The organism is Colwellia sp. MB3u-4, assembly GCF_014077065.1.
Taxonomy (GTDB): Bacteria; Pseudomonadota; Gammaproteobacteria; order Enterobacterales; family Alteromonadaceae; genus Cognaticolwellia.
Map to the genome: position 1 here is coordinate 363,847 of NZ_JACGVE010000075.1, position 26,617 is coordinate 390,463.

At 39.0% G+C, this 26,617-nt stretch carries 28 protein-coding genes; 14 read left to right on the forward strand and 14 right to left on the reverse strand.

The genetic code is table 11. The annotated features are described in order from the left end of the window. The first annotated feature begins 323 nt into the window (after positions 1 to 323). The 3 genes from H4J61_RS07725 to H4J61_RS07735 all read left to right on the forward strand — a co-directional run bounded on the left by H4J61_RS07725 (position 324) and on the right by H4J61_RS07735 (position 1,833). The gene (locus tag H4J61_RS07725) at positions 324 to 530 is read left to right on the forward strand and encodes a hypothetical protein (protein WP_220461210.1); all 207 of its coding nucleotides are present in this window, start codon (positions 324 to 326) and stop codon (positions 528 to 530) included. A 211-nt stretch (positions 531 to 741) separates the two neighbouring features. After that, positions 742 to 1,317, forward strand: coding sequence for an RNA 2',3'-cyclic phosphodiesterase (thpR, locus tag H4J61_RS07730; protein WP_182184596.1), 576 nt, complete (start codon positions 742 to 744; stop codon positions 1,315 to 1,317). A gap of 114 nt (positions 1,318 to 1,431) precedes the next feature. Next, on the forward strand, positions 1,432 to 1,833 hold the full coding sequence (locus H4J61_RS07735) for a hypothetical protein (RefSeq protein ID WP_182138166.1): 402 nt from the start codon (positions 1,432 to 1,434) through the stop codon (positions 1,831 to 1,833). 250 nt (positions 1,834 to 2,083) lie between these two features. Here H4J61_RS07735 and pepB read toward each other — a convergent pair whose 3' ends face one another. Then, positions 2,084 to 3,391 carry an aminopeptidase PepB gene (gene pepB / locus H4J61_RS07740; RefSeq protein ID WP_182184597.1) on the reverse strand — a complete coding sequence of 436 codons (1,308 nt, stop codon included), beginning with the start codon at positions 3,389 to 3,391 and terminating at the stop codon, positions 2,084 to 2,086. A gap of 340 nt (positions 3,392 to 3,731) precedes the next feature. On the opposite strand from pepB, the gene sfsA reads away from it, so the two are divergent. From sfsA to panC, 7 genes are all read left to right on the forward strand, one after another. After that, positions 3,732 to 4,442 (forward strand): DNA/RNA nuclease SfsA, encoded by a 711-nt coding sequence (gene sfsA / locus H4J61_RS07745; protein WP_182184598.1) that lies wholly within the window; start codon positions 3,732 to 3,734, stop codon positions 4,440 to 4,442. 287 nt (positions 4,443 to 4,729) lie between these two features. Next, positions 4,730 to 5,170 carry an RNA polymerase-binding protein DksA gene (gene dksA / locus H4J61_RS07750; protein ID WP_182138163.1) on the forward strand — a complete coding sequence of 147 codons (441 nt, stop codon included), beginning with the start codon at positions 4,730 to 4,732 and terminating at the stop codon, positions 5,168 to 5,170. Between the two features lie 21 nt (positions 5,171 to 5,191). Then, positions 5,192 to 6,088, forward strand: a complete 897-nt coding sequence (gene gluQRS / locus H4J61_RS07755) for a tRNA glutamyl-Q(34) synthetase GluQRS (RefSeq protein ID WP_310650044.1) — start codon at positions 5,192 to 5,194, stop codon at positions 6,086 to 6,088. Positions 6,089 to 6,208: 120 nt separating this feature from the next. Then, on the forward strand, positions 6,209 to 7,618 hold the full coding sequence (pcnB, locus tag H4J61_RS07760; protein WP_220461212.1) for a polynucleotide adenylyltransferase PcnB: 1,410 nt from the start codon (positions 6,209 to 6,211) through the stop codon (positions 7,616 to 7,618). Beyond that, on the forward strand, positions 7,618 to 8,109 hold the full coding sequence (gene folK, locus H4J61_RS07765) for a 2-amino-4-hydroxy-6-hydroxymethyldihydropteridine diphosphokinase (RefSeq protein WP_182184599.1): 492 nt from the start codon (positions 7,618 to 7,620) through the stop codon (positions 8,107 to 8,109). Before pcnB ends, folK begins: the two co-directional genes overlap by 1 nt. A 57-nt stretch (positions 8,110 to 8,166) precedes the next feature. After that, positions 8,167 to 8,961: a 3-methyl-2-oxobutanoate hydroxymethyltransferase gene (gene panB, locus H4J61_RS07770; protein ID WP_182138161.1), complete on the forward strand. Its 795-nt coding sequence runs from the start codon at positions 8,167 to 8,169 to the stop codon at positions 8,959 to 8,961. A 142-nt stretch (positions 8,962 to 9,103) separates the two neighbouring features. Further along, on the forward strand, positions 9,104 to 9,952 hold the full coding sequence (gene panC, locus H4J61_RS07775; RefSeq protein ID WP_182184600.1) for a pantoate--beta-alanine ligase: 849 nt from the start codon (positions 9,104 to 9,106) through the stop codon (positions 9,950 to 9,952). Positions 9,953 to 10,067: 115 nt separating this feature from the next. Here panC and panP read toward each other — a convergent pair whose 3' ends face one another. From panP to efp, 5 genes are all read right to left on the reverse strand, one after another. Beyond that, entirely contained in the window at positions 10,068 to 11,696 is a 1,629-nt protein-coding gene (panP, locus tag H4J61_RS07780; protein WP_182184601.1) for a pyridoxal-dependent aspartate 1-decarboxylase PanP, read from the reverse strand. A gap of 469 nt (positions 11,697 to 12,165) precedes the next feature. Then, positions 12,166 to 12,855, reverse strand: coding sequence for a tRNA (guanosine(46)-N(7))-methyltransferase TrmB (locus H4J61_RS07785; RefSeq protein ID WP_182184602.1), 690 nt, complete (start codon positions 12,853 to 12,855; stop codon positions 12,166 to 12,168). A gap of 44 nt (positions 12,856 to 12,899) precedes the next feature. Beyond that, positions 12,900 to 13,673: an ABC transporter permease gene (locus tag H4J61_RS07790; protein WP_182138157.1), complete on the reverse strand. Its 774-nt coding sequence runs from the start codon at positions 13,671 to 13,673 to the stop codon at positions 12,900 to 12,902. Positions 13,674 to 13,678: 5 nt separating this feature from the next. Further along, a complete protein-coding gene (locus tag H4J61_RS07795; RefSeq protein ID WP_182138156.1) occupies positions 13,679 to 14,620 on the reverse strand; it encodes an ABC transporter ATP-binding protein in 942 nt (313 codons plus the stop codon). A gap of 256 nt (positions 14,621 to 14,876) precedes the next feature. After that, the gene (efp, locus tag H4J61_RS07800; protein ID WP_182138155.1) at positions 14,877 to 15,449 is read right to left on the reverse strand and encodes an elongation factor P; all 573 of its coding nucleotides are present in this window, start codon (positions 15,447 to 15,449) and stop codon (positions 14,877 to 14,879) included. Between the two features lie 46 nt (positions 15,450 to 15,495). On the opposite strand from efp, the gene epmB reads away from it, so the two are divergent. Together epmB and H4J61_RS07810 are read left to right on the forward strand one after the other, a co-directional pair. Next, positions 15,496 to 16,524, forward strand: coding sequence for an EF-P beta-lysylation protein EpmB (epmB, locus tag H4J61_RS07805; protein ID WP_310650043.1), 1,029 nt, complete (start codon positions 15,496 to 15,498; stop codon positions 16,522 to 16,524). 318 nt (positions 16,525 to 16,842) lie between these two features. Then, on the forward strand, positions 16,843 to 17,139 hold the full coding sequence (locus H4J61_RS07810) for a hypothetical protein (RefSeq protein ID WP_182184603.1): 297 nt from the start codon (positions 16,843 to 16,845) through the stop codon (positions 17,137 to 17,139). A 194-nt stretch (positions 17,140 to 17,333) separates the two neighbouring features. On the opposite strand, the gene H4J61_RS07815 is transcribed toward H4J61_RS07810, so the two are convergent. The 8 genes from H4J61_RS07815 to H4J61_RS07845 form a co-directional block, all read right to left on the reverse strand. Further along, positions 17,334 to 17,837, reverse strand: coding sequence for a DUF3016 domain-containing protein (locus H4J61_RS07815; protein WP_259363183.1), 504 nt, complete (start codon positions 17,835 to 17,837; stop codon positions 17,334 to 17,336). A gap of 421 nt (positions 17,838 to 18,258) precedes the next feature. Beyond that, positions 18,259 to 19,536 (reverse strand): DEAD/DEAH box helicase, encoded by a 1,278-nt coding sequence (locus tag H4J61_RS18070; protein ID WP_310650045.1) that lies wholly within the window; start codon positions 19,534 to 19,536, stop codon positions 18,259 to 18,261. A gap of 6 nt (positions 19,537 to 19,542) precedes the next feature. Further along, positions 19,543 to 20,631 carry a TOTE conflict system archaeo-eukaryotic primase domain-containing protein gene (locus H4J61_RS17910; RefSeq protein ID WP_259363184.1) on the reverse strand — a complete coding sequence of 363 codons (1,089 nt, stop codon included), beginning with the start codon at positions 20,629 to 20,631 and terminating at the stop codon, positions 19,543 to 19,545. A gap of 24 nt (positions 20,632 to 20,655) precedes the next feature. Beyond that, positions 20,656 to 20,946, reverse strand: coding sequence for a type II toxin-antitoxin system RelE/ParE family toxin (locus H4J61_RS07825; protein ID WP_182184604.1), 291 nt, complete (start codon positions 20,944 to 20,946; stop codon positions 20,656 to 20,658). After that, positions 20,933 to 21,208: a type II toxin-antitoxin system ParD family antitoxin gene (locus tag H4J61_RS07830; protein ID WP_182138152.1), complete on the reverse strand. Its 276-nt coding sequence runs from the start codon at positions 21,206 to 21,208 to the stop codon at positions 20,933 to 20,935. Before H4J61_RS07830 ends, H4J61_RS07825 begins: the two co-directional genes overlap by 14 nt. Positions 21,209 to 21,457: 249 nt before the next feature. Beyond that, positions 21,458 to 23,104 (reverse strand): chaperonin GroEL, encoded by a 1,647-nt coding sequence (gene groL / locus H4J61_RS07835; protein ID WP_182138151.1) that lies wholly within the window; start codon positions 23,102 to 23,104, stop codon positions 21,458 to 21,460. A 71-nt stretch (positions 23,105 to 23,175) separates the two neighbouring features. Beyond that, positions 23,176 to 23,466, reverse strand: a complete 291-nt coding sequence (locus H4J61_RS07840) for a co-chaperone GroES (protein ID WP_182138150.1) — start codon at positions 23,464 to 23,466, stop codon at positions 23,176 to 23,178. Positions 23,467 to 23,584: 118 nt separating this feature from the next. Next, positions 23,585 to 24,106 (reverse strand): FxsA family protein, encoded by a 522-nt coding sequence (locus H4J61_RS07845; protein ID WP_182184605.1) that lies wholly within the window; start codon positions 24,104 to 24,106, stop codon positions 23,585 to 23,587. A gap of 473 nt (positions 24,107 to 24,579) precedes the next feature. On the opposite strand from H4J61_RS07845, the gene H4J61_RS17915 reads away from it, so the two are divergent. Both H4J61_RS17915 and H4J61_RS07855 read left to right on the forward strand, forming a co-directional pair. Beyond that, positions 24,580 to 24,654 (forward strand): hypothetical protein, encoded by a 75-nt coding sequence (locus tag H4J61_RS17915; RefSeq protein ID WP_310650046.1) that lies wholly within the window; start codon positions 24,580 to 24,582, stop codon positions 24,652 to 24,654. Next, the gene (locus H4J61_RS07855) at positions 24,651 to 26,540 is read left to right on the forward strand and encodes a protein-disulfide reductase DsbD (protein ID WP_182184606.1); all 1,890 of its coding nucleotides are present in this window, start codon (positions 24,651 to 24,653) and stop codon (positions 26,538 to 26,540) included. Before H4J61_RS17915 ends, H4J61_RS07855 begins: the two co-directional genes overlap by 4 nt. The last annotated feature ends 77 nt before the right edge of the window (positions 26,541 to 26,617 follow it).

Here is a 26,617-nt window from a genome sequence, read left to right on the forward strand (position 1 = left end):
GACAAGTTGTTATCACTTATATGAAGTCAACAAGTTAACGCATCTGCTATCTTCTATGTACTATGCTTTAACTTGTTACTTTTGATTATGCTATTTATCTTTGGTTAAACTTGAACTTCCCATATTTCACTCGACAGTTTTTAACTCAGAAAAATATGCTTTCTCAAATTTAGTAGCTGAAATACTATCGGTATAAGAGTGACGCTTTTCTAGGATTGTAGAACATTTCTATAAAATTAAATATCTCTCCTTTCGCATCATTCCGTGTTGAATATAATTTTAGCTGAATTCGACTCCTTGCTTAAAGTATATTAATTAACGTTATGGAAGAAAAAATTAAAATCATCAGTTTCTTGGCCTGTGTTTTTTTCTTATCGTCATGTGTTCATCATGGTGTTCAGCGTAACTTTGAAATAGGTAAGGATACGCAAAAATCTGTCTGCCATAATGGCTCAATGAAAGACAAAGAAGAATGTAGAGCTGTTCTGAAAACACTTTACGAATCAATCAAATCACAGAAAAGCAAATAGACTTTATTAATATGAAGATCAGCGACGACTTACTACTATTATTTCAGCAACCTGAATATAGTAGTCATACAAAATATATAGCGAATAAACTCTACACTACTTATGCTTAATGTCCGTTGAATCGCGGGAAGTTCCAAGCATGGTCACCAGGTTAATGAGATGAGTAGAAGCTTTACTATCATTTTTTTAAGTCGCTAAAATGGAAATATTGATGAAAAAACGCATGTTTATTGCCTTAGATATTGTCGACACAGATAAAGTCAAAATTGCCCAATGGCGCGAGCAACATTTATCTTTGCCATTTAAACCCATCGACAGGCAAAACTTTCATATTACTTTGGTCTTTTTAGGTTGTATCGCCCCGCAACAACAAGCGAGTGTAGCGCAATTAATTAGCCAACAGCATGGTTTGATGCAACAGCGCCTAAAACCTCTTATACAACAAAGCAAGGTCTCATCTATCCTGTTGTCACAGCTAGGTTATTTTAAAAAGGCGCAGGTATTACACCTGATGCCCGCAAGCTGTCCCGACTGGTTAATATATTTACAGCGCACTGTGGTTGAATTAAGCTTGAACAGTAATATTGCGCTTAAAAACAGGAGCTACCAACCGCACCTAAGCCTTTATCGCAAAGCAAAAACGCCATTACCCGCACTATGTAAACACCTTCAACAAAGCGTATTTAAACAACAACTGAGCATTACTAGCTTTAGCTTATATCATTCATACTCGACCGCCCTAGGTGTTAGGTACGAACCAGTTCAAACATGGACAATAAATTTTTAGCCTTGATTTTTAAAGAGATTTAAATTGGCAATTTTTCGAAAACATGCTTACTTGGCAAGCACGTAAAATACTGCTACTACTGTTCCCCCCTTTGGTTGAAATGGAGTTTGCACAATGGAAACAATAGTTGAAGATAAATATTCAATAGCATCGCGCTCGAACATTTTACAAGTAGAAGCTTTTGGCCCATTTAATGCGCACGTGACCGAAAAATATATTAAGGATATGTATGGTGCTTGTGAACAGTTTTCCGGCCAACCGTGGGGCTTATTAATTGCTTTTTATGGCAATAGTGTTTTTTCACCTGAAGCGGAAGACGCCTTAATCAAGGTCAACAAATACCGCGTAAAACATGGCTTAATCGCCAATGCGAGTGTATTAATTGACAGTAGCACTGCTGATATTCAGCAGTTACAGCTAGGACGGATTTACCAAGCCTGTAACATTACCTTTTATGTCTTTAGTGATCTAGACAGTGCAAAGTCTTGGTTAGAACAGTATTTACAACAACACTAAAGCGCATTAAAAAGTTAACAGTCCTCATCAATACCAGGCCCTTCAAGCCATCGTAATCTATATAAAAAAGTGCTAGAAAATATCTTTTCTAGCACTGCTTTCATATCTTAAATTGAGGTTTTAAATTGAGGTTTTAAAAGACCATAAAAAGCTGAGTAAATGTCAGTTTGCTTAGTGACAAGCGCTTTGCTCGCTACTCGTAAAAGCAAGTAACTGCCACTTAGCCTGGTCAAAGCCTGCCTTTAAAAAATTAATGCTTAGTGATCAAGTCTGCAATCGTAGCAATACCAAGACCTGTTGCACCTGCGGCCCATAAGCTAGATTCAGCACCATTATAAGCGCCGGCTAAATCAAAATGTAACCAACCAGCACCGTCGTTATCGACAAAGCGTGATAAAAATCCTGCGGCATTACTCGCACCACCAGCCCCACCACCTTTTGCTGTGCGGCTATTGGCTGTATCAGCAAATGCTGATGGGCATTTATCTTGGTGCCAAGACTCTAAAGGAAACTGCCATAATGCTTCACCGGTGGTTTTTGCTGATGCTTGCGCTTTTGCCGCCACGTTATCATCAAGCGCGAATAAAGCAGAGTAATCACCGCCAGTGGCCATCACAGCAGCACCGGTTAAGGTGGCCGCATCAATAATCATTGGCGCACCCGTTTCACTAGCGGCCATTAAACCATCAGCTAGCACAAGACGGCCTTCGGCATCGGTGTTAGCCACTTCACAAGTAACGCCATTTTTATAGGTAATAATGTCGCCAAGTTTATAGGCATTACTGCTGATCATATTTTCTGCACAGCAGAGGTATAACTTAACCCTTTGGTTCAAACCTTGTTTGATTGCCAATGCCAACGCACCAGCAACAACAGCTGCACCGCCCATGTCACACTTCATATCAAACATACCAACATTGCTTTTCAGACTATAACCACCACTGTCAAAAGTAATACCTTTACCCACTAAACAAGCAGTAACTGCCGCATTTTCATCAGCACTTGGGTTAAAATCAAGCTCGAGCAAACATGGCTTATTAACACTACCTTTACCTACATTGTAGATACCCATCCATTGTTGCTCTTTGAGTTCTTCACCTTGAATCAGACGAGTAGAAACATGATTAGGGGCAAGGTTTTTAATATAGTCTGAGGTTAATTGTGCCAACTTTAAGGGGTAAAGTTCAGCCGGTGTTTGGTTAGTTAAGTCGCGACTCCAAGCATAAACAGCGAGCTTATTATGCAAACGTTCAATTAACGCTGGCTCACCACAAAAACTGATATTCTCTAGTTTGTTAACACAACTAAATCCAAGCGCAAAAGCCCACTGACTCGCTTCATCCCAGGCATCACCCTGAAGCGAGGCATGCTCAATATCTAATTTTTCTATTTTACGCGCAGCCATTTGAATTTGGCGTAAGCGATGGGCTGCGTCTTGAGGTAAGTAAATGGCAATATTATCATGGGTAATTTGTAGGGTTTTATCTTGCTGCCAACCTTGTGCGTTATTACTAGTGGTTAAGGTTATTGATACTGAAGCAGAATTAGCTGTGGTCATGTTATCGCCTTTGCATTTAATGTTAAGCTAATAGTCTATACCCGTTGCACCATACCGGCAACATACCGCTAAACAATTAACCTTTGCAGCTGATTCGCTAAAGACCAATACAGATTTTCTATTCTATGGCTTACTGAATTGCTTACTGAAAATTAAGTACGGGAAACAATTTTATGGTCTTAAACTGTGTTTTATCCCTAAGTCATTTTTATCCCTAAGTCATTTTTTATGACTAAGTTATAAAGACAGTAAAGCCTGTTGAGAGAAATTAGCAGTTCAACAGCTCATCACGTAACATGTAATAAGCCTGATGACTTATAATATCTAATGAAAATATGTAATGAAAATTAATTTAACAAAAGCGACTATAATTAAGCGCTACAAACGTTTCTTGGCAGATATCACCTTAGCAGATGGTAGCGATTGCACCATTCATGTTGCCAATACCGGTGCGATGAGTGGCTGTGCGGTGCCTAATGATACGGTTTGGTTTAGCACCTCAGACAACGCCAAACGCAAATACCCCTTTAGTTGGGAGTTAACACAGACCCAAGAAGATCATTTTATTTGTGTGAATACATTGCGGGCGAATCAATTGGCAGAACAAGCCATTTTAAATGGCACCATTTCTGAACTACAGGGTTTTAAAACATTAAAGCGCGAAGTTAAATATGGCGACGAAAATAGTAAGATTGATTTTCACCTGACCGATAAAAGTGGCCAAGAGACTTTCATCGAAGTCAAAAGCGTGACTTTATTAGCAGAAGATCAGGGCTATTTTCCAGATGCGGTGACTTTGCGAGGGCAAAAACATTTACGCGAGTTAATGGTCATGGCAGAAAACGGCCACAGAGCCGTTCTTTTATTTGCGGTACTACATTCAGGCATAAAAGATGTTAAGCCTGCAGCACATATTGATGCTAAATACGCAGAGCTGCTGCATGAAGCAAGCCAACGAGGTGTTGAAATCATAGCTTACAAAGCGACTTTTCAAAAAGAAAAACATAATTTTACTATTACGTTAGCGAACAAAGTACCGGTCACATTTTAGTGATAACAAAAAAATAGCAAGAATAATGATTGACGAGAGGGTTAAAAACTTGCTAAAAGAGCTTGCTCAAATTTTATTGTCATCTTGGTTAAAATTTAAACAGCCGTAATATTTAAAAAAAACTTTATATTTTATCCTAATTATTTATCAATTAAGCCTTGAATTTTATATAAGTTAGCACAATATATGTGGGATATTTTGGGCCTGTATGAATTGGCCGTTGCAACCAAGCGATGAAGTTACATGACGTAACCAGTATTCATCGATTTAGGGCTAGGAGAATTAGCATGCCAGCACAGAAAACATTAGGTATTTTAGCATTAGCAGGTGTCAACCCTTACGTTGAAAAGCCTAAAGAAGAATACATGAATGCCGCGCAACTAGAACATTTCAAAAAAATTCTAGATGCGTGGCGTGTACAACTTCGCCAAGAAGTTGATCGTACCGTATCGCATATGCAGGATGAAGCAGCAAATTTCCCTGATCCTGTTGACCGTGCGGCTCAAGAAGAAGAGTTCAGTCTTGAATTACGTACACGCGACCGTGAACGTAAACTAATCAAGAAAATTGAGAAAACCTTACAACTTATTGAAGATGATGATTTTGGTTTTTGTGACTCTTGTGGCATTGAAATTGGCATTCGCCGTTTAGAAGCCCGCCCAACCGCTGATCTTTGCATTGAATGTAAAACATTACAAGAAATCAAAGAACGTCAACTCGCGGGTTAAAAGCCCTCAACCTTGTTTGATATCAGCCAGTCTTTGCGACCCGATACTGCCAGTCACTATCGGGGCCGCTTTGCCCCTTCGCCTTCCGGCTTATTACATTTCGGTTCATTAATTGCTGCGCTAGCAAGTTATCTAGATGCCAAGCATAATCACGGCCAATGGCTAGTAAGAATTGAAGATATTGATCCACCTAGGGAAAAGGCCGGCGCCAGTGCTGAAATATTAACCACACTGGAAAACTATGGTTTACACTGGGATGAAGACGTACTTTACCAAAGCCAACAAAGTGAAGTTTATCGTGAAGTATTATCCGCATTAGCCCAAGAAAAACTCAGTTATTATTGCCGCTGTACGCGAGCCCAAATTAAAGCCACAGGTGGAATCTACCAAGGCCATTGTCGACACTTATCACAGCCCAAAAATGCTAGTGCTATTCGTGTGATTAACACTATAGGTATCTCGCACTATCACGACCTTATTCAACACTCAGTCACCTGCAATGCTAAACTCGCTCAAGAAGACTTTATTGTCTTAAGAAAAGATGGCCTATTTGCCTATCAATTAGCGGTTGTTGTTGACGATATCTATCAAGGTATTACCCATGTTATCCGTGGTTGTGATTTACTTGAACCCACAGCAAGGCAATTAAGTTTTTATCAAATTTTACAGCATAATACCCCTAAGTTTGGTCACTTTCCACTGGCGGTAACTCCGCAAGGCTTTAAACTCAGTAAGCAAAATAACGCCCCAGAAATTGATCAAAAAAACCCAGTGCCTTCACTATTTGCCGCCTTAAATTTTTTGGGTCAACAGCCGCCTGAACAATTACAACAAGCCAATGTGACTGAGCTTTTAACTTGGGCAATCACCCACTGGTCGATCACTCAAGTACCAAAATCACAAGAAATAGTTTTATAAGTACAATTAACGTCGACTTTTCACACTGTTTCCATTCTCTTTTCGTTTACACTGTTATATCATTGCGCGGGAAATTTATCGATAAAACTGGGGTCCACCATTATCAAAAGCGTGATCAATTTGTGTAAAAAAGTACTCGGAAAAGCACGAAAAAAAAATTCTAAGCAGCCATCATTTGAACAGCCTATTATACTTTCACGTGATCAGCACCCTGTATCTAGAAAACACATTAGTCATAATGCCTTAAAGGTATTATATCGCTTAAATAAAGGCGGCTATGACGCTTACTTAGTGGGCGGTGGTGTTCGCGATATTATCTTAGGTTTTGAACCTAAAGATTTTGATATTGCCACCAACGCAACCCCTGAGCAAATTAAAGAATTGTTTCGTAATTGTCGACTTATTGGTCGTCGCTTTCGTCTTGCCCATATTGTTTTTGGTCGTGAAATTATTGAAGTGGCCACCTTTAGGGGCCATCACGATAGCGATGAAGAAAAAAATTGCCAAAAAACCTCAAAGCAAAGTGAAGACGGCATGTTATTGCGTGACAATATTTATGGCAGTATTGAAGAAGACGCCGAACGTCGTGACTTTACCATTAATGCACTTTATTACTCAGCCAAAGACTTTAAAGTTTATGACTTTGCCAATGGTGTCGCTGATGTTTACGCCAAACAAATTCGCTTAATTGGTGACCCTGAAACACGCTATCGTGAAGACCCCGTTAGAATGTTACGTGCTATTCGTTTTGCGACAAAATTAGATATGGAAATTCATTCTGACACCGAAGCGCCGATAAAAACGCTTGCACCACTGATGGCTAATATTCCACCTGCGCGTTTGTTTGAAGAGTTTTTAAAGCTGTTTATGTCTGGCAAAGCGTTAGCAAACTTTGAACTGCTGCGTGATTACAGTTTATTTCAATACTTCTTCCCTGCCGTTGATCAACAACTGAATCAAAAATCTCAAGTTTATTTAGCTGATTTTATCAGTTTGGCGATGAAAAACACGGATCATAGAGTTAATAATGACCAGCGTGTTACCCCAGCATTTTTATTTGCGGCTATGCTTTGGTATCCGATGCAAGAGCAGATACAAAGATTAAATCGTGAAGCCAAACTAACACCACAAGATGCATTTTTTGGCGCCTTAAGTGAAGTAATGTCAGAGCAACAGCGCAGTATTGCTATACCCAAACGTTTTCAAGCCGTAATGAAAGACATTTGGATTTTACAAGAGAAGTTAGTTCGCCGAGATGGTAAACGCGCATTTAAAGCACTTGAACACCCTAAGTTTAGAGCCGGTTATGACTTTTTATTACTGCGCGCTGAAATTGAACAGCCAAACATTAGTCAAAGCGAGCCAGGCTCTCTGCAAGAACTAGCTAAGTGGTGGGGAGACTTTCAAGAAGCTAATACCGACACACAACAAGTGATGATAAAAAGCATTGTACCTAGTAAGAATGGCCCTCGACGCACCACGCGTAAGCGCAAAAAACCTCGGGTAGAAAGCGCTAGTAGCGAAACCTAATGACTTTAGCCTATATTGGTTTAGGCAGTAATTTAGCTGATCCGCAAGCTCAAATATCTTCTGCGTTAGATAAACTAACGCAGTTAGAGAACTGTCAGGTTAGCCAAGTGTCTTCATTATATTTTAGTCGCCCAATGGGACCACAAGATCAACCTGATTACATGAATGCTGTGGTCGCCATTGAAACCAGCCTAAGTGCCATTGCCTTACTTGATCAACTACAACATATTGAGCAAACTGCCGGTCGTGTTCGCAAAGATAATCGTTGGGGCGCTAGGGTACTAGATTTAGACATACTGTTATTTGCCCAGCAAGTGATAAGTACTGAACGCTTAACCATTCCGCACTATGGCTTAAAACAACGAGAATTTGTGCTACTACCGCTGGCAGAAATAGCGCCTAACTTAATGTTACCTGATGGTGATAATATTCAAGAACTGGCTGACCAGATTAATATAAATGGACTAAAAATTCACAGTAAGTTAAGTTAGAATAACAGCTCTAAAAGTAGCAAAAATTAATGCTGCATCATAACCAACGGAAATACTATGGCCAGAATAACCACCGCCACCTTGCAGAAAATGAAACAACAAGGTGAAAAAATTACCACTATTACCGCCTATGATGCCAGTTTCGCGAAAATATTCGATCAAGCAGGTATTCACGCAATATTGATCGGTGACTCACTAGGCATGGTTTTACAAGGCCATGACGATACCCTACCCGTTGATATCGACCATATGGCTTATCATACACTTTGTGTAAAACGTGGTGTGGAAAACAGCCTTATTATCGCTGACATGCCTTTTATGAGTTACGCAACTACCGAACAAGCCTATATAAACGCCGCTAAGCTAATGCAAGCCGGTGCCAGCATGGTAAAAATAGAAGGTGGCCAGTGGTTAGAAGCCAGCATTAAAGGCTTAGTTGAGCGCGGTATCCCTGTTTGTGCCCATTTAGGCTTAACACCCCAGTCGGTTAACGTCTTTGGTGGCTTTAAAGTACAAGGTAGAGAAAGCGACAAAGCCCTAGAGATGATTGAAAACGCCAAAGCATTAGAGGCTGCCGGTGCACAATTATTAGTGCTAGAGTGCATTCCAAGTAGCCTAGGTAAAGCGATTACCCAAGCCGTATCTATACCAACCATAGGTATAGGGGCAGGTAAAGATACCGATGGACAAATTTTAGTGATGCATGACGCCTTAGGCATATCATGTAGTTATATGCCTAAGTTTTCACGTAACTTTTTAATCGATACTGGCGATATAAAAAAGGCAGTAGAGCTGTATATTGATGAAGTCAGTAAAGGCAACTTTCCAGGCCCTGAGCACATATTCACCTAGCCAACATATCTGTTACACAAATACGCAGTATATTATGTCGACCATTAGAAGCTGAGCAATTAATGAATCTGTTGGCTATAAAAGCCATCGTCATTAGAGCTTAAGCCTTCAACATTCACACCGAGTAGAAAGTAGAATAACCATGCAAACAATTGAACAAATTTCGAATTTACGTGGCGAAATTAATCTTTGGCGCCAACAAGGACTTAAAATTGCTTTTGTTCCCACTATGGGCAACTTACATCAAGGGCATATTGCCTTAGTAGAAAAAGCGAAATTGGTTGCCGATAAAGTAGTTGCCAGCATTTTTGTTAACCCAATGCAATTTGGCGCTACTGAAGATATCGGTAATTACCCGCGCACTATGGCGGCGGATCAAGAGAAATTACTTACCGCGGGTTGCGACTTATTATTTACGCCAACGCCTGCGATTATTTACCCCAAGGGATTAGACCAACAAAGTTACGTTGAAGTACCGAATGTTTCTCAACACTATTGTGGTGAAAGTCGCCCTGGACATTTTCGTGGTGTAACAACAGTTGTCTGTAAGTTGTTTAATTTAGTGCAACCCGATATTGCCTGCTTTGGCTTAAAAGACTATCAACAAGTGCAAGTTATTCAAACCATGGTGGAAGACTTATCTATGCCGATTGAGATAATAGCCGTTGAAACCGTGCGAGAAGCCTCAGGCTTAGCGTTAAGCTCACGTAATAATTATCTCAACGAAGCAGAAAAAAACATAGCGCCCGCTTTAAGTCAAAACCTTAAGTGGCTTGCTCAAGCAATACGAAGCAACGATGACTTTGTTGGCTTAGCGCAAAAAGCGGCCAGTAATATTAATATGGCTGGCATGAAAACTGATTATATTCATATTTGTCACGCGCGCACTTTACAACCCGCAAGCAAAGACGATAAAGAACTGGTGATTCTCGCGGCCGCGCATTGTGGTAAAGCACGGTTAATCGATAACCTACGAGTAACATTAGCTTAAGTTATTTTATGACTGGATAGCTATATGAATGTATAACTTTGTATAACTTTATAACGCAGTAAACATTATAGCGACTACTTAGGGTAGTCGCTTTTTTATTTGCCGATAAAAATGTTTAGGTCATCGCCAGTAACAAAGGCAAAAAGCTTTCACTTTCTTGTGCCAAGGTTGTTTGCTCGGCTAAAACATCTTGAAGAATAGCTTTTGAGGTCAATGGATTGGCTAATACAACACGAAAAACTAAGGTTTTACGCCCTTGATATTTCTTCACTTCAATACGGGTACGAGAAACAAAAGATTTACCATTTTCACGTTGGCGTTTTTGAATAAACTTGGTCAGTTTATCGAGTAATTCATTGATATTTTCCTGCTCAACATCATCAGCATGCGCCAACAATTTTTGTACAATGGCAGGATTATAGCGATAAGTTAATAAGCATAACTCAGGTTTAGTGATCAGTTCAAAATCAGGGTGCTGCGCTATTAGCTCAGCAAAATGATGTGCTTTTTCAATACTGTGATTAATCAGCATTTCATAGCCAGGGCGACTGATCACGTGCAGGGCAGAATATACCAGCATTGCCATACCTGGGCGTGAGCCTTCCAAAGTATGACTACCTAAATCTTTCGAACCTTTACGTAAAATGTACTCCGCATGATGTTCAATAGCGGCCACCGAGGCTGGGTTTTTAAACACCACTAGCCCAGCGCCCATCGGCACATACATTTGCTTGTGTGCGTCGATAGTCACCGAGTCAGCTAACTCAATGCCTTTTAATAAGGGGCGATACTTATTCGATAATAAAGTGGCTCCACCCCAGGCGGCGTCAACATGAAAATGTGCGCCATAACGTTGGGCAATAGCGGCCATTTTATCAAGCGGGTCGACATTACCAGTTTCCGTTGTCCCTGCGACACCAACAATACTGAGTACATGAATATTTTCACTGGCTAATTGCTGACATTTAGCCGCTAGTAATTGGCAGTCAATTTTATTATTTTCATCGGTTGGAATAGCAATAACGCTGTCTTGGCCTATGCCAAGTACATCGGCTGATTTTTTCAGTGAGTAATGACCACGAGCCGAGACTAAAATAGCTAAGCCATCATACTGATAGTGTTTAAGCGCCTTAAATAAGCCCTCACGTGCTACTCCTTTGAAGTCGCCGTCAGGTTTTAGTAAGTTGTTACGCGCAACCCAAAGTGCCGTTAAATTAGCGACAGTGCCACCTGAGCAAAATGCGCCTAAGGAGTGATTAGCGCTGTGCATCCACTGTTGATAAAATGGTGCTTCATCTTGATAAACTAAACGATGCATCATACCGAGAACTTGTCGTTCCATCGGGGTAAAGGCTTTAGAGGTCTCAATTTTGACTAAGTTTTGATTTAAGCCCACCATCAACTTTGACAACGGCAAAATAAAGTAAGGCAGTGCTGAGGTCATATGGCCAATAAAACTTGGACTTGAGGTATGCACAGACTGAGACACCAACTTGTCAAGCAAGTGCTGCATGTGATCAGAAACAAAAGCCGGCTCTTCAGGGATCTGCGAATCAGCAAAATCTTTTTCAATTTCGCTCAACGCTTGCTCTGTTGCCGCTATATGTGCGCCAAGAAAGCCTGCCAAGTTTTGCGACATCTCATTCTCTATTCGACCTAATGTAGAATCAGGTGCGACAGGAATGGTAAAGATGCGCAGTAAAGACTCTTCAGACGCTTTTGCCGCGCGTTTATTCACCGTCATATTTATTCACTATTAACGACTTACCTTGAGTAAGTTGATATTTATATATGAGCGGCACTGTAATAAAAAATCAAGCAAAAGTCTCGTTTTTTCAATCAAAATTGAGTTTTAAACCTAAGATTAAACCAAATAAAGCTCAATTTAACTCACCTGATTTTAGCGGTAATACTTAGCTAAAATAGTACTTAACCCACTAAAGTTGCTATATAAACCAAAGCCAGTTCAACAATTGCCAAGCTGCTTAATGCCAGCATAAAAACGGTTTTTTTAATATTGTTTGTCATGTTATTCATCCTAAATTACAAGTTGATATACTAAAGTAATATCAACATTCAGGCCAAAAACATAACTAAATGAAATATATAATAAAAACAATAAAAAGCAGCTTAACACTGTATATTGAGACGCTATAAATTGGCTAAAAATTTGTTAATTTAACCAATTTTTTGTTTTTAGTTTAGCGCTGTCGTTACTTAAAAATACGCAATTGCCAGCATTGCTGTCCACTCGCTTGATACTTTGCTTCAAATGGCGTTAACGGCTCAGCATCATTAATCGCTGATATATCACCTTGCAAAGAAAATATACTCGCGGCCAGTTGAAACTCTTCTAAATAAAGTCGCCAGTTACTGCGTAAAATAATTTCTTCCCCAACAGCAATAATTTGTGGAAAAACAGCACTACCGTGCCAGCGTCTCTGTACGTGCTTAGCTTTTGGCCAAGGGTTTGGATATAAAATATAATGCTGACTTATTTGCCAGTTGGCCGTCACAACAAGGCGATAAAAGTCATTTAAATCAGCGCGGATCAAATGATAATTCTCTACTCTGCCTTGACCGTCATCATGCTGAACTTCATCAACATTACGGTTAATTCTATGGGCAGATTTATCTACCCCTATGACTAAGGCATCTGGATTTTGCTTGGCTAATAAGCGCGTACTTTGGCCAACACCACAACAGGAATCAAGAATAACTTCGCCCGAAAATGCGAGCACAATAGCGTTAATTTCATCAAATGCTTGCTGAGTGTGTGCCTGTATTGGCTTTCGTGATGGATGCTCAATATGCTTATGAATGATATCAACCAACTTTTCATGTATGTCGGGTTGGTTAGTTTCAATCATTCTTGAGTCACCGGTTATTTCTGTATCGCTCATTACTTTTTACCTATAAATTTCAATTTATTAGCTAGTGGTTAAGCTTAACTTCTTAAACCAATACCTTTAGTAATTAACACCATAGCAATAGTGTACAAACTCACAATAAGCACGCCTAATACCGAAAATGACAAGGTCAAACTCACATCAGAAATACCTAAAAAACCATATCTAAAAGCACTGACCATATACACAATCGGATTGATTTGCGATACACCTTGCCAAAAATCAGGTAACAAACTGATCGAATAAAACACCCCGCCCAAATAGGTCAGTGGCGTTAATATAAAAGTCGGGATAATAGATATATCGTCAAAACTACCAGCAAAAATGGCGTTAATTAAGCCCCCTAAAGCAAAGGTAGCTGAGGTAAGTGCTACTGTGGTAATAATCACCCAAATGTTATGTATTTGTATATCAACAAAAAACATAGATACTAGCGTCACTATACTGCCTACTAACATGCCTCGTGCCATTCCGCCGCCCACATAGCCAGCCACAATCACCCAATTAGGTACAGGTGCCACCAGCATTTCTTCGACATTTCGTTGCCACTTGGCACTGAAAAATGACGAGGCGACATTAGAATATGAGTTGGTAATAACACTCATCATAATCAAACCGGGCACAATAAATGACATATAATCAAAGCCACCCATTTCACCAATGCGCGAGCCAATTAACGAGCCAAAGATAACAAAATATAAACTAATGGTAATCGCTGGTGGAACCAAGGTTTGCACCCAAATACGCATAAAGCGGTGTATTTCTTTGTGCAGAATACTCTTAAGCGCAATGATATTTCTAGATGATGCCATAATACTTATTCCTTAACCGCGCTTTTGCTCGCTGCTTGACCGCTACCGACTAGACCCACAAATAACTCTTCTAGGCGATTACTTTTATTTCGCATACTTAATACTTCAATACCTTGTTTATTGAGATCAATAAACACAGCATTAATGGTTTGACTTTTTTTAACGTCCACTTCTAATGTGTGATCATCAATCACTCTAGAGCTAAAATCCGCCAAGGCTGTTGGCACACTATTTGGCTTTAAATCAAAAACAAAAGTTTCTACATCCAATTTAGCTAATAAAGATTTCATATCGGTATTTTCAACGATAATACCTGAGTCGATAATGGCAATATTTCGGCAAAGCATCTCAGCTTCTTCCAAATAATGTGTGGTTAAAATAATGGTAATGCCTTGCTGATTAAGCTCACGTAAAAACTCCCACATTGAGCGGCGTAGTTCAATATCTACACCGGCAGTAGGTTCGTCAAGTATCAGCATTTGTGGTTCATGCATTAATGCTCGAGCAATCATTAACCGACGCTTCATGCCACCTGAAAGCATACGGGCCGAGTCATTACGTTTATCCCATAAGTCTAATTTTTTTAAATATTTCTCAGCTCGCTGAACCGCTAATTTACGCTCTACCCCGTAGTAACCTGCTTGGTTAACCAAGATTTTCATTAACGACTCAAATTGATTGAAGTTAAACTCTTGCGGTACTACACCAATAAAGCTTTTCGCTGTTTCAAGTTCTTGATCAATATCATGCCCAAAAACAACAACTTTACCTGCCGTTTTATTCACTAATGACATAATAATGCCGATAGTGGTCGATTTACCGGCGCCATTGGGGCCAAGCAAAGCAAAAAAATCGCCTTGTTTAACCGTCAGGTCAATACCTTTAAGTGCTTGAAAACCACCTTTATAGGTTTTCTTTAATCCTGATATTTTTAATGCTGATTGCATAGCGAACCTTAAAAAAATTGCGTGCCTTTAACGTGGGGGCAAATTGGTCATTTTCAACTTATAATGCATGGTTCTTTCGCCAAAACGCACTGAGTAAGTTACCAAGTAATAATGGCGAACGAGTAAAAAATTGTGGTTAAGGCATTTGCCTTGCCACGGTAGAAAAATGCCATTAATTTAAGCAAGGGTATAATTGCTCGGCAACAAAAAAGCCCGCAAAATGCAGGCTTTTGTCATTCGGCATAGTAGCTAAAACTTAAGATTTACCCGCACGTGACACATAGTCACCATTGCGCGTATCAACTTTTACCACATCACCTATTTGAACAAATAATGGTACACGTACAACGGCGCCAGTTGCCAGTGTTGCCGGTTTACCGCCAGTGCCTGCGGTGTCACCTTTTAGGCCAGGGTCAGTTTCAGTAATTTGTAATTCAACGAAGTTCGGTGGCTCGACTGAAATAGGGTTACCATTCCAAAATGTAATGGTACAAATATCACCTTCTGCTAACCACTTAGCGACATCGCCCACGGCTTTCTCATCGGCCGCCACTTGTTCAAAGGTTACATTATCCATAAAATGCCAAAACTCACCATCAGCATATAAATAACCTAACTCTGAATCCATCACATCGGCGCCTTCAACACTTTCACCTGATTTATACGTTTTTTCTAATATTTTGCCAGATATTAACTTACGAATTTTAATACGGTTGAATGCTTGCCCTTTACCTGGCTTTACAATTTCATTATCGATAATGTTACAAGGTTCACCATCAATCATTAATTTAAGTCCAGCTTTGAACTGGTTAGTGCTAAAATTAGCCATAATTATTATGCTCGTTCGTTCACGCAGTACACGCAAAGGTTAAAAATTGAATATAGAAATGCCGCAAATAATAACCCAAATCAGCGATAAATTGCACACTTCTTGGCAAAAAGAATTGGCAAATGTTATTACCGACCCAAAAACCTTGTTAGAGTTGGTCGAAATTTCACCAAAAAGCTATCAACAGCACTTTGCTGCACGTAAACTATTTCCGGTGCGAGTGCCGCGACCGTTATTGTCTCGCATTAAAAAAGGCGATATCAACGACCCTATTCTAAAACAAGTTATGCCATTAGATTTAGAGTTCTCAATAACTGACGGTTATAGCGAAGATCCACTAGAAGAACATGACACCGTTGCCCCCGGATTGCTGCATAAATATAAACATCGGGTATTAATGATGGTAAAAACAGGCTGTGCAATTAACTGTCGCTACTGTTTTCGCCGCCACTTTCCTTATGCCGATAACAGCCCAAATAAAGAAAGATGGCAACAAGCCCTTAGCTATATTGAACAGCATTTAGAAATCAACGAAGTGATTTTTAGCGGTGGCGACCCGTTAATGGCCAGTGACGATCACTTGCAATGGTTAATTACCGAAATTGAAAAAATCCCCCACGTGACACGGTTACGTATTCACACCCGTTTACCCATCGTTATTCCACAGCGTATAACGCCTGCTTTGGTTAAAACCTTAAGCTTAACAAGACTTAAACCCGTGATTGTTTTTCACGTCAATCATGCCAACGAAATCGACGCTAACGTTTCACAGGCTATTGAACCTTTGCTTGCGGCCAGAATTCCACTATTTAATCAAAGCGTATTGTTAAAAGGCATTAATGACAACGCCAACACGCTAGCAGCACTAAGTGAAGGCTTATTTGATGTTGGTATTCAGCCTTACTACTTACATTTATTTGATAAAGTGCAAGGCGTCGCTCATTTTGATGTCACAGAAGCAGAGGCAAAAAAAATCACTTTGCAGCTAATGGCGATTTTACCTGGCTATTTAATGCCAAAACTTGTCAGAGAAATTGCGGGAGAAGCGAATAAAACACCCATCAATTTAACCTAACCTTGATGATATAAATATCACCATAATTTAATGCCAAAATTGGATAGAGAAATTGCGGGAGCAGCGAACAAAACCTAAAACAATTTAACCTAACCTTGGTGATATAAATATCACCATAATTTAATGCCAAAATTGGTTAGAGAAATTGCGGGAGCAGCGAACAAAACCTAAGAACAATTTGACCTAACATTGGCTATGTAAATATTCACTTTAATTTAATGCCAAAACTTGTTAGAGAAATTATCTTAGAAGCTAACAAAATGCCAATCAATTAGGCATAATAGCGCCATTGAAGACAAGAAACGAAGATGAGTTATTATGAGCGAAGCGGTACACAAACAATTAATCGATAATATTTCGATCATTTTAAAGAAGTCACTGGCGGCAGACGCCACATTAACTACATTACGTGAAGCCAAACAAGCAGGCTTTGCGGCAATATTTACCCCAGACGCTGGCTTTAAATGTTCAGCCAATACTTTTCAGCCATATGTTGAAGAAGTAGCCAATGATTTGGTTTATTGGCAAAAAACCTCAGATCAGCAAGCACTGATCGATATTGTAAAAAAAATAGAGCAGTTATTTATGGTACTAGCTAAGCTTGAACAAAGCTAAATAGCCAAAAGTTAAAACCAAAAAACGCAGCTTAACTGCGTTTTTTTATGCCTTAAATTTTATATTTTACTGATGATTTTTCACTTAAAGCTGACAACTAAGAAATTTTAGCTGGCACAATCATTACTTAAAATGCTAATGAAAAACGCTGATCAGACTGCTTTGATTACACTGCTCTGATTAGAAAAATCAGGCTATTTAATCATGTCATTTTCAAAGGTCTTTCTAAACCAATCATTAAGCATATCTTTTTCATAACTTAACGATTCATTACGATATCTAAAACTGCTATGCATTAAAAACCCCATATCCTTTAATGAAACCTCTGCGCTTTTAACCACAGTATTATCGGCATTCAATAACTGGTAACTGAACTCTATACGTGGAAAAAAGATATCTTTTATTATGCGAATACGTTTCGTACCACCAAAATTAACATCGCCGGCTAAATCTAGATTCGTTATATCAAAAACTAATTTTTGTTGTTCTGGTAGCGCTTCAGCCATTTTAGCAAAATGCTCTTCAAAGGCTTTAAAGGTTCTGTCTTTAAAATGTTGACGATGTTCTTGACCCGCATCAATATCAGAATACTTGTCAGGATTTGTCCACCTAACTTCAACTTGCGCCGCTTGTGCTGTTGCCGCTGATATTAAAACGACAACAAGGCCTAATAAACCTGTCATAAATTTATTCATCATTTCATCCTCTTTATTGTTTTCAGTATAATAGTAGACCGTAGAAGCTAAGAAAAGTATCGATCTAATTGTTAATGATTGTGTTATACCATTTTAAGCGGATTTATAACCCTGTATCACACCCCATTAATATCATAGGCACGTAGCTAATATTATCTACAGTATAAATAATTTTTAGTCTGCCCCCCCTATTGAAGGAGCAATCTATTTATTTTTATCAGTCAGTTTTTTCTTATAAAACAACTGACTTGAGTGCTTAATTCAAGCCTATTTATTAACACGTTTATAACGAGCTTACAAAAGGTGCAAAACTTACATCATGACACCCATACGAGCTAGGACCACACAGATAAGGACTCAAAAAATACAGCAAACTAAATACCTCTGATTATACCCCTACCCTCACCTTTTATCCTTTTCCCCTCTAAATCAATAAGTTTTTTTGTTCATCCAATTGATATCCTAGCGCTTTATAACCTTTTTCTCGTTTCTTCCACATCCGCTGTAATGTAGGGAAATCATCAATAAAATCGTAAACTTGAATAACAGTTTTATTACTCCATTCTCGCTGAATTCGTCCCGCATACTGCGCCAAGATCCCCTCCCAAGCTATCGGTAATGTTATGAATAAAGTATCTAAATACGGTAGATCAAAACCTTCACCAACATATTTTCCTGTAGCCAATATGACTAAAGCTTCATCTCCCTCTGCCTTGTTAGATAATAAAGCTATTCGTTCCTGCCTTTGCTTTGTTGAAATACCGCCATGCAGTTCAACAACCTTTATACCCTTATCAGTCATCATTTTAGCAAGTAATTCAATATGCTCTTTTCTTTCGGTAAGCACCATGACTGATCTGTCATTATTCACGGACTGCTTGATGTGGTTAACAATCATTTCATTTCTAGCTTGGTCACAAACTAAGTGTTTATAAACTTGAGATATATGTGGTTTAGTTTCAAGAATTAACCATTCTGGAGGGAAACAAGTATTAGTTTTAACTACCTTTACATATTGTTCAAAGCTACTGGTAGTTGTTGCGGCCTTATAAAGCACAGAGCCGATTTGAAAGTGCATTAATTTTTCTAAACCATCTTGGCGTTTAGGTGTTGCGGTAAACCCGTGAATATATTTAGCATGCACTGACTTTATCAAACACTCATAGTTTGATGCAGGCAAGTGGTGGCATTCATCTATTAATATTTGCCCATATTTTTCAATTGAAGGTTTAATGTCTATTCCAGTACGGCTAACTAGGCTTTGATAAGTAGCTACATCAACTTCATAGGTCAGCTTATCTTTACCACCTAATAATGAACCAACTTCCACGTTCGCTAGGAATACTTTTATCCGTTCAAGCCATTGTTCCGCTAATTGGCGGTTATGGACCAAAATCAAGGTATTCACCTTCCTTTTTGCGATAAGAGCTAATCCTGTAACGGTTTTACCAAAACCCGTCGATGCAACAAAAACACCATTTGTTTGTGCAAATAAAGCATCAACAGATTTTTTCTGCTGGCTTTTAAGTTTTCCCGTGAACTTTATTTTTTCTAGTTGGCTACCTTCAAATCGTTTATCAATATATTCAATCTCTATTTTTTGGCCTGATATGGTGCGAGTAACTTCAGCTAAACAACCTCTAGGTAAGATTAAATAACCATTTTCTATATGTGCGGAACAAATATATCGACTTGTACCAATCGTTGATCAGCGTAAGGCTTGTCGTTTGTAGAACTCTGGATTAGAAAATACTGCACAATGCTTTAGTTTAGAGGTCAGTTTTCCAGGTAAATTAGCGATTGGAACATATAATTGATCAGCTAGCGTTAATGTGACCATCGAAGGACAATCATTGATCTTAATGCTGTCATCATCGTTAAGTTTATTCCATGGTTCATTCTTTGCGATGTCATCTAGCACTCTTTCAATATAAGAGTTTAACTGATTCAACGTTGATTGAAGCTGAGATTTAGTTAGCTTTCGAGTAGCTGCCAATATTGACCACTGATCATTATAAGCAATTCCTTCTTTGTTAATGAAAACACTATTGTTATTTTTTCTTGGCTCTAGCTGTAGTGGTAATGCAATGAGATTACCAAAACCACCCTCTGGCATAATATCTTGATTGGGAAATAACCTATCGAAGCAATCAAATGATAGTAACGGATAGAGTTCCATTGTTTTACGAAGTAAACCATTGCCTAATCGCCGAGCATCACTCGCAGCTACAGCTTCCGAGAAGAAGATCCATATATGACCACCATTCCCACTTCTTGAACGTTCTAATAGGTAGGGAATATTTAATGATTCGCAAGTCGTTGCAAATGCAGATGTAGCATCAAACCAGTCCTCTTTATCAAAATCAGCTGCAATTAAATATGTTGAATTATCAATTAATAGAGGATAGATGCCGATGGTTTTAAACCCTTTCAAATGTTGATAAACGGCTTGGTGGTCAGGTACTTTAAAGTGCTGATTTTTACATTCAGTACAACTAATTTTTGGTTTGTTGCAAATCTTTGGCTTCCATTCATTCCAACAAGCAGGTGAATAGCCACTTCTACCATTTTTTGATTCCCATCTAAATGGGTAAACATCGTTACGGCCTTTAAAATATGAAAGAAAAAGGTCAACTTTAGATTCAGGAGAGGCGTGTAGATTAAAATTTTGGGCTAATTCAGCTTCATGTTGCGTTATTAACGCTTGGCGATCATTAAGCAAAGCAAGCCGCTCTTCATTTAATAATTGAAGACGAGCATCTATTTTGGCAAGTTTATTAATATGGCTTTTTGGCATGATTATAATGTTACCAAAATACGATTAGAAATGTTTTGAGAGATCCATACGTTGATGAAGAATACGAGCAACATCAATACCGATATAACTGACTTGATAAAATACAATATGTTTTTCTACAGGAAAGCTTCTAGCACCATTATAAATTTCATTTCTTTCTCTACCAAAATCAGGATATTGAGCAAGTTTTAATAATGCAGCATCTATGGTCTGAGCATATACTCTTGCTTGCTCATTACCCCATGACTCAATTGTCGTAGAAATTATTTTAAATAAATATTCTTCAGCTAAAGGAGATAACCTATAGTTCGACATTGGTAGACTTACTATCTACTGCAAGGGAGGCTTGTTCAAATATATCCATGACATTGTGATTTGACGATTCACCTGCAGCTAGCTGTTCAAAACCTTTTGCTACTTCTTCTCGTAAGATCTCAAGTTGCTTGTTTTTAGCAACGTCTTTCTCAAATAACATCCTTAATCCATCACGGATCACTTCACTTGCTGAGGTATATAAACCATCAGACACCTTTTCATTAATTCTTCGTTCGAACTCTTTACCTAAAGTAATATTCATAATTAACACTCCAACTATTGCCTTTTCACATTATGTGTATGATATGAGCATAGTTCAAGTTTGATGAAACAAAGTTAATAAAAAAAGCCCGAATATTTCTATTCGGGCTTTTCAATTTTGAGCTATAAATAATTTTGACTATCTATGCGCAGGATAAACTGTTTAATTCAAGGCGCTTTATTGTGACGTTTAGTGTTTCTTAAACGAACGATAACGCAACGAAGAAGTTAACAGTTTAGACAAGCATAATTACATCATGCCGCCCATTCCGCCCATACCACCCATGCCGCCCATATCAGGGGCGCCAGCATCTTTAGTAGGTGCGTCGGTGATCATCGCTTCTGTTGTTAGCATTAAGCCAGCAACTGAGGCTGCAAACTGTAAAGCACTGCGCGTTACTTTAGTTGGGTCAAGAATACCCATTTCTAACATATCGCCGTAAGTACTATTGCTCGCATTGTAACCGTAGTTACCTGTGCCGCCAGTACGTACTTGGTTTAATACTACTGAGGCTTCGTCACCTGAGTTAGTGGCGATTTGACGTAAAGGAGCTGACATTGCACGGATAGCAACGTTGATACCGTGAGTTTGGTCTTCATTGCTACCTTCTAAATCTTTAATAGCATCGGCTGCACGAACTAAGGCAACACCACCACCAGCAACTACGCCTTCTTCTACCGCGGCACGTGTTGCATGTAATGCATCTTCAACACGGGCTTTTTTCTCTTTCATTTCCATTTCTGTTGCTGCACCAATTTTGATAACCGCAACACCGCCAGCTAGTTTAGCTAAACGTTCTTGTAATTTTTCTTTATCGTAGTCAGAAGAAGAATCTTCAATTTGACCGCGAATTTGCGCTACACGTGCTTTAATTTCAGCATCTTCGCCAATACCATCAATAATAGTCGTATTGTCTTTAGAGATAACCACGCGTTTAGCTTGACCTAAATCTTCTAATGTTGCTTTTTCAAGCTCCATGCCGATTTCTTCAGAAATCACTGTAGCTTTCGTTAATGTCGCGATGTCTTGTAACATAGCTTTGCGACGGTCGCCAAAACCTGGTGCTTTAACAGCAGCCACTTTTACGATACCACGCATGTTGTTAACCACTAATGTAGCCAGTGCTTCGCCTTCAACATCTTCAGCAATAATAAGTAATGGCTTACCCGATTTAGCAACACCTTCAAGTGTGCCTAATAATTCACGGATATTAGATATTTTTTTATCAACTAATAAAATGAAAGGGTTTTCTAATTCAACACTGCCACTTTCTTGGTTATTGATAAAGTAAGGAGAAAGGTAACCACGGTCAAACTGCATACCTTCAACAACGTCTAGTTCGTCAGTTAATGCCTGACCTTCTTCAACGGTAATAACACCTTCAGTGCCAACTTTGTCCATTGCTGTTGCAATGATTTTACCAACAGTTTCGTCAGAGTTAGCAGAAATAGTACCTACTTGCTCAATCGCTTTGTTGTCGCTACATTCTTGCGATAAACCTTTCAATGCTTCAACTGCAGCAATAACGGCTTTGTCGATACCACGTTTAAGATCCATTGGGTTCATGCCCGCTGCAATTGATTTTAAACCTTCGTTTACAATCGCTTGTGCTAAAACAGTAGCTGTAGTTGTACCGTCACCGGCTTCGTCATTGGCTTTAGAAGCAACTTCTTTCACCATTTGTGCGCCCATGTTTTCGAATTTATCTTCTAATTCGATTTCTTTCGCTACCGATACACCATCTTTAGTGATCGTTGGGCCGCCAAATGATTTGTCTAAAACTACGTTACGACCTTTAGGGCCTAAAGTAACTTTTACTGCATCTGCAAGTACGTTAACGCCTTTAAGCATTTTTGCGCGTGCGTCGTTACCAAATAATATGTCTTTTGCTGCCATTTTCATGATTCCTTGTAAACTGTATTTGTACCGAACTTAATCAGTACAATATAATAGGTAAAAATTAATAATTATTCGACGATGGCTAAAATGTCAGTCTCTGACAATATAAGCACTTCTTCACCATCAATTTTTTCAGTTTTTGTACCGTAGCCTTCACTGAAGATAACTTGGTCGCCAATTTTTACATCTAAGGCACGCACGTCACCATTTTCTAGCATTCTGCCTTTGCCTACCGCAATGACTTCACCACGTGTTGACTTTTCAGCAGCACTACCCGTTAATACAATACCGCCAGCAGACTTTGATTCTACTTCTTTACGTTTGATAATCACACGATCGTGTAATGGACGAATACTCATTTTGTTCTCCAGAAAAGTTTTATTTTATAAAAATAATGGACTAAAATTTTGGTGCTATTTGCTTGTAGAAGTAAGATGGGGATAAAATAAAACTTCACAAGTCCCTCTTGATCTTTTTTTAATCTTTGCGCTCAAATTCACCATCCAAAGTTTGACCTTCATGTGGTGGCTGAAGGTTTTCTTGAAACGGGCTTTCGGGTTGTTTGGAAAAATCATCTTGATTTTGGCTCTGGCCATGGCTGTGACTGTGACTGTGAAACTGAAAACCTTGCTGGTTTGCGTTATTACTGGAGATATGTGACATAACGCTACCGGCAATGGTATGACGAACCGCAGGGATCAATAAACTCAAGCCCAGAAAATCAGTCACAAACCCGGGGGTTACCAACAATACGCCCGCTACTAATAGCATTAAAGCCGTAACAATTTCATCTGACGGCATTTGCCCTTGAGCCATTTTTGTTTGTACCGAATTTAAGGTTGAAATCCCTTGTTGTCGGACATATTTTGCCCCCAACCACGCGGTGAATATTACCATGCCAATGGTTGGCCAAACGCCTAAAACAGCGCCAACCTGAATCAAAACAAAAATTTCAATAATCGGAATAATAATAAAAAGTACAAATAAAAGCCGAAACATAGCAGTGCCTAATAATCTTTAATGAAACTAATATGGGGGTTAACAGGTCTTTTTCAAGCGAGCTATCTTTTTAGCTATGCCCAATATCATTAAGTCTGATACAAACCTAGGCTTGATACTTACTGATTGAAAAAGATTAGCGTAAACTGCCCCTAAGGTTGTTATTCACTAATTTAACAAACATGAGCTTTCTTTCAGCTTTATTTCAAATAATTTAGCTTTACTTTTAGCTTCAATATAACAAATACCATAATGTTAATGCATGGCTATAGCGTAAGGCATTACTGAGCACTTGATAGGTAAAAATCTCGCCAATTGGCCAAGTGTTTAGCGAATATTATATCGTTTTTTCGCCGGCAATAAAGTGTACATAGTAGAGCAGAGGTGGCACTATTTACCAAAATAAGTGAGCACGCTTTGATTGACTTAATGAGATAATCAAGCCATTACACCCATACGATACTCCTGAAGTTATCGCCTTGAACATCCAGCAAGGTGATCATCAATATTTAAACTGGATCAACGAGTTTTTAAAATATCGGTTATGAAAAAAATTGTTACTGTTTTTTGGTTAATACTTACCAGCTTATGTTTTGCTACAACACCCTTAGCAAATGCCCAAGAGTCAATTTTTAACACGCCTGCATCACTCTTTAGTAATGACAATGAGTTTTTAAAAGTTGATGACGCTTTCATTTTTGACTTCCACCAACAAAAAAACCAATTAAAAGTCAGTTTTAATATTGCTGATGGTTATTATTTGTATCGTCACCAGTTTAAATTTACCAGTGAAAACGCCACTATTGTGCCCGTCAACTTACCTCAAGGTGAGCGCTATGAAGATGAGTTTTTTGGTGTTCAACAAATTTTTACTGGCCAACTCGCTTTTACCATCGACATTACACAAGCCCAAAGTGATGCCAATGTCACTATTCGCTATCAAGGCTGCGCCAAAAAAGGCTTATGTTATCCCCCGACCAAGCAAACGGTTGAGGTAAATGATGTTAAACAAATAGCCGCGCCTGCCAACAACGCTAAAAACATTTTGTCTGCACTGGGGTCTAATAGCGAAGATGAAATTAATACCCAATCAGCTAGTTCTACAAGCAATACCAATAGTCAAAGTAACCCAATTCAACGTAATAATGCCAATAGCAGCGAACAGCACCAATTAGCTGACATGCTACAAAGTGACAGTGTCTGGTTAACACTCGCGGCATTTTTTGTGGGTGGCTTACTCTTGTCTTTTACACCTTGTGTTTTCCCTATGTACCCAATTTTAACGGGTATTATTGTCGGTCAAGGTGAGAAATTATCCACTAAAAGAGCCTTTGCCTTATCTTTTGCTTATGTACAAGGGATGGCGGTTACTTATACTTTACTCGGGATTGTGGTGGCGATTGCCGGTGCACAATTTCAAGCCATGTTTCAACACCCTGTCGTACTTATTGCCTTAAGTTTATTATTTATTTTCTTAGCACTGTCTATGTTTGGTACCTTTAATTTAGCCCTACCCAGTAGTTGGCAAAACAAGCTAAATCAGCTAAGTAGTAATCAAAAAGGTGGCTCTTATTTTGGTGTGCTAGTAATGGGCGCCATTTCCGGTTTAGTTGCCTCTCCTTGCACTACCGCCCCCTTAACTGGTGCACTGTTATATATCTCCCAATCAGGTGACATATTACTCGGCGCATCAGCACTTTATGCGCTCAGTTTAGGTATGGGTTTGCCCTTACTAGTATTGGGCAGTTCGGGTGGTAAGTTACTACCTAAAGCGGGCAACTGGATGAACGTAATTAAGAATATTTTTGGCTTATTGCTGCTAGCCGTGCCAATATTTTTGCTTGAGCGCTTCTTACCACTGATAGTGATAGATATACTTTGGGTGCTGCTTATTTTAGCCACTGCTGGTTACTTTTATACTGTCAATCAAGCCTCTGCTAAAACCTTTGGTTTTGGTTTACGTAGTATCTTAATCTTTTTAGTTTTCTTTATCGGCGCCAATAAAGCCTACCAACTGGTTTATCCCGTCACCAACAATGTTTTGGTCTCAGCACAAACCGAACTCCGTGACTTTGAGCATGTAAAGAATTTAACAGAAATGAATCAAGCGATTGCAACCGCTAATGCACAAGGAAAAACCGTAATGGTGGATCTTTATGCTGACTGGTGTGTCGCATGTAAAGAATTTGAAGAGTACACTTTCTTTGAAGCCAAGGTGCAAAAAGCGCTTGCAGACACGGTATTACTACAAATAGATTTAACCGACACAGGTTCCAAAGACAGTGTTGAGTTAATGTCTAAGTTTGAAATTTTTGGTTTGCCGTCAATTTTATTCTTTGATTTAACCGGTAATGAATTATCACAACGCAGAGTTACCGGCTTTATGGAAGCTGATGAATTTTCAGCACATGTCGATAAAACATTCACCCCTTAACGGGTCAATATGATGATAAAAAAGCGCTCCAAGGCGCTTTTTTATTGTCGTAATATTTTTTATTGTCGTAATACGAA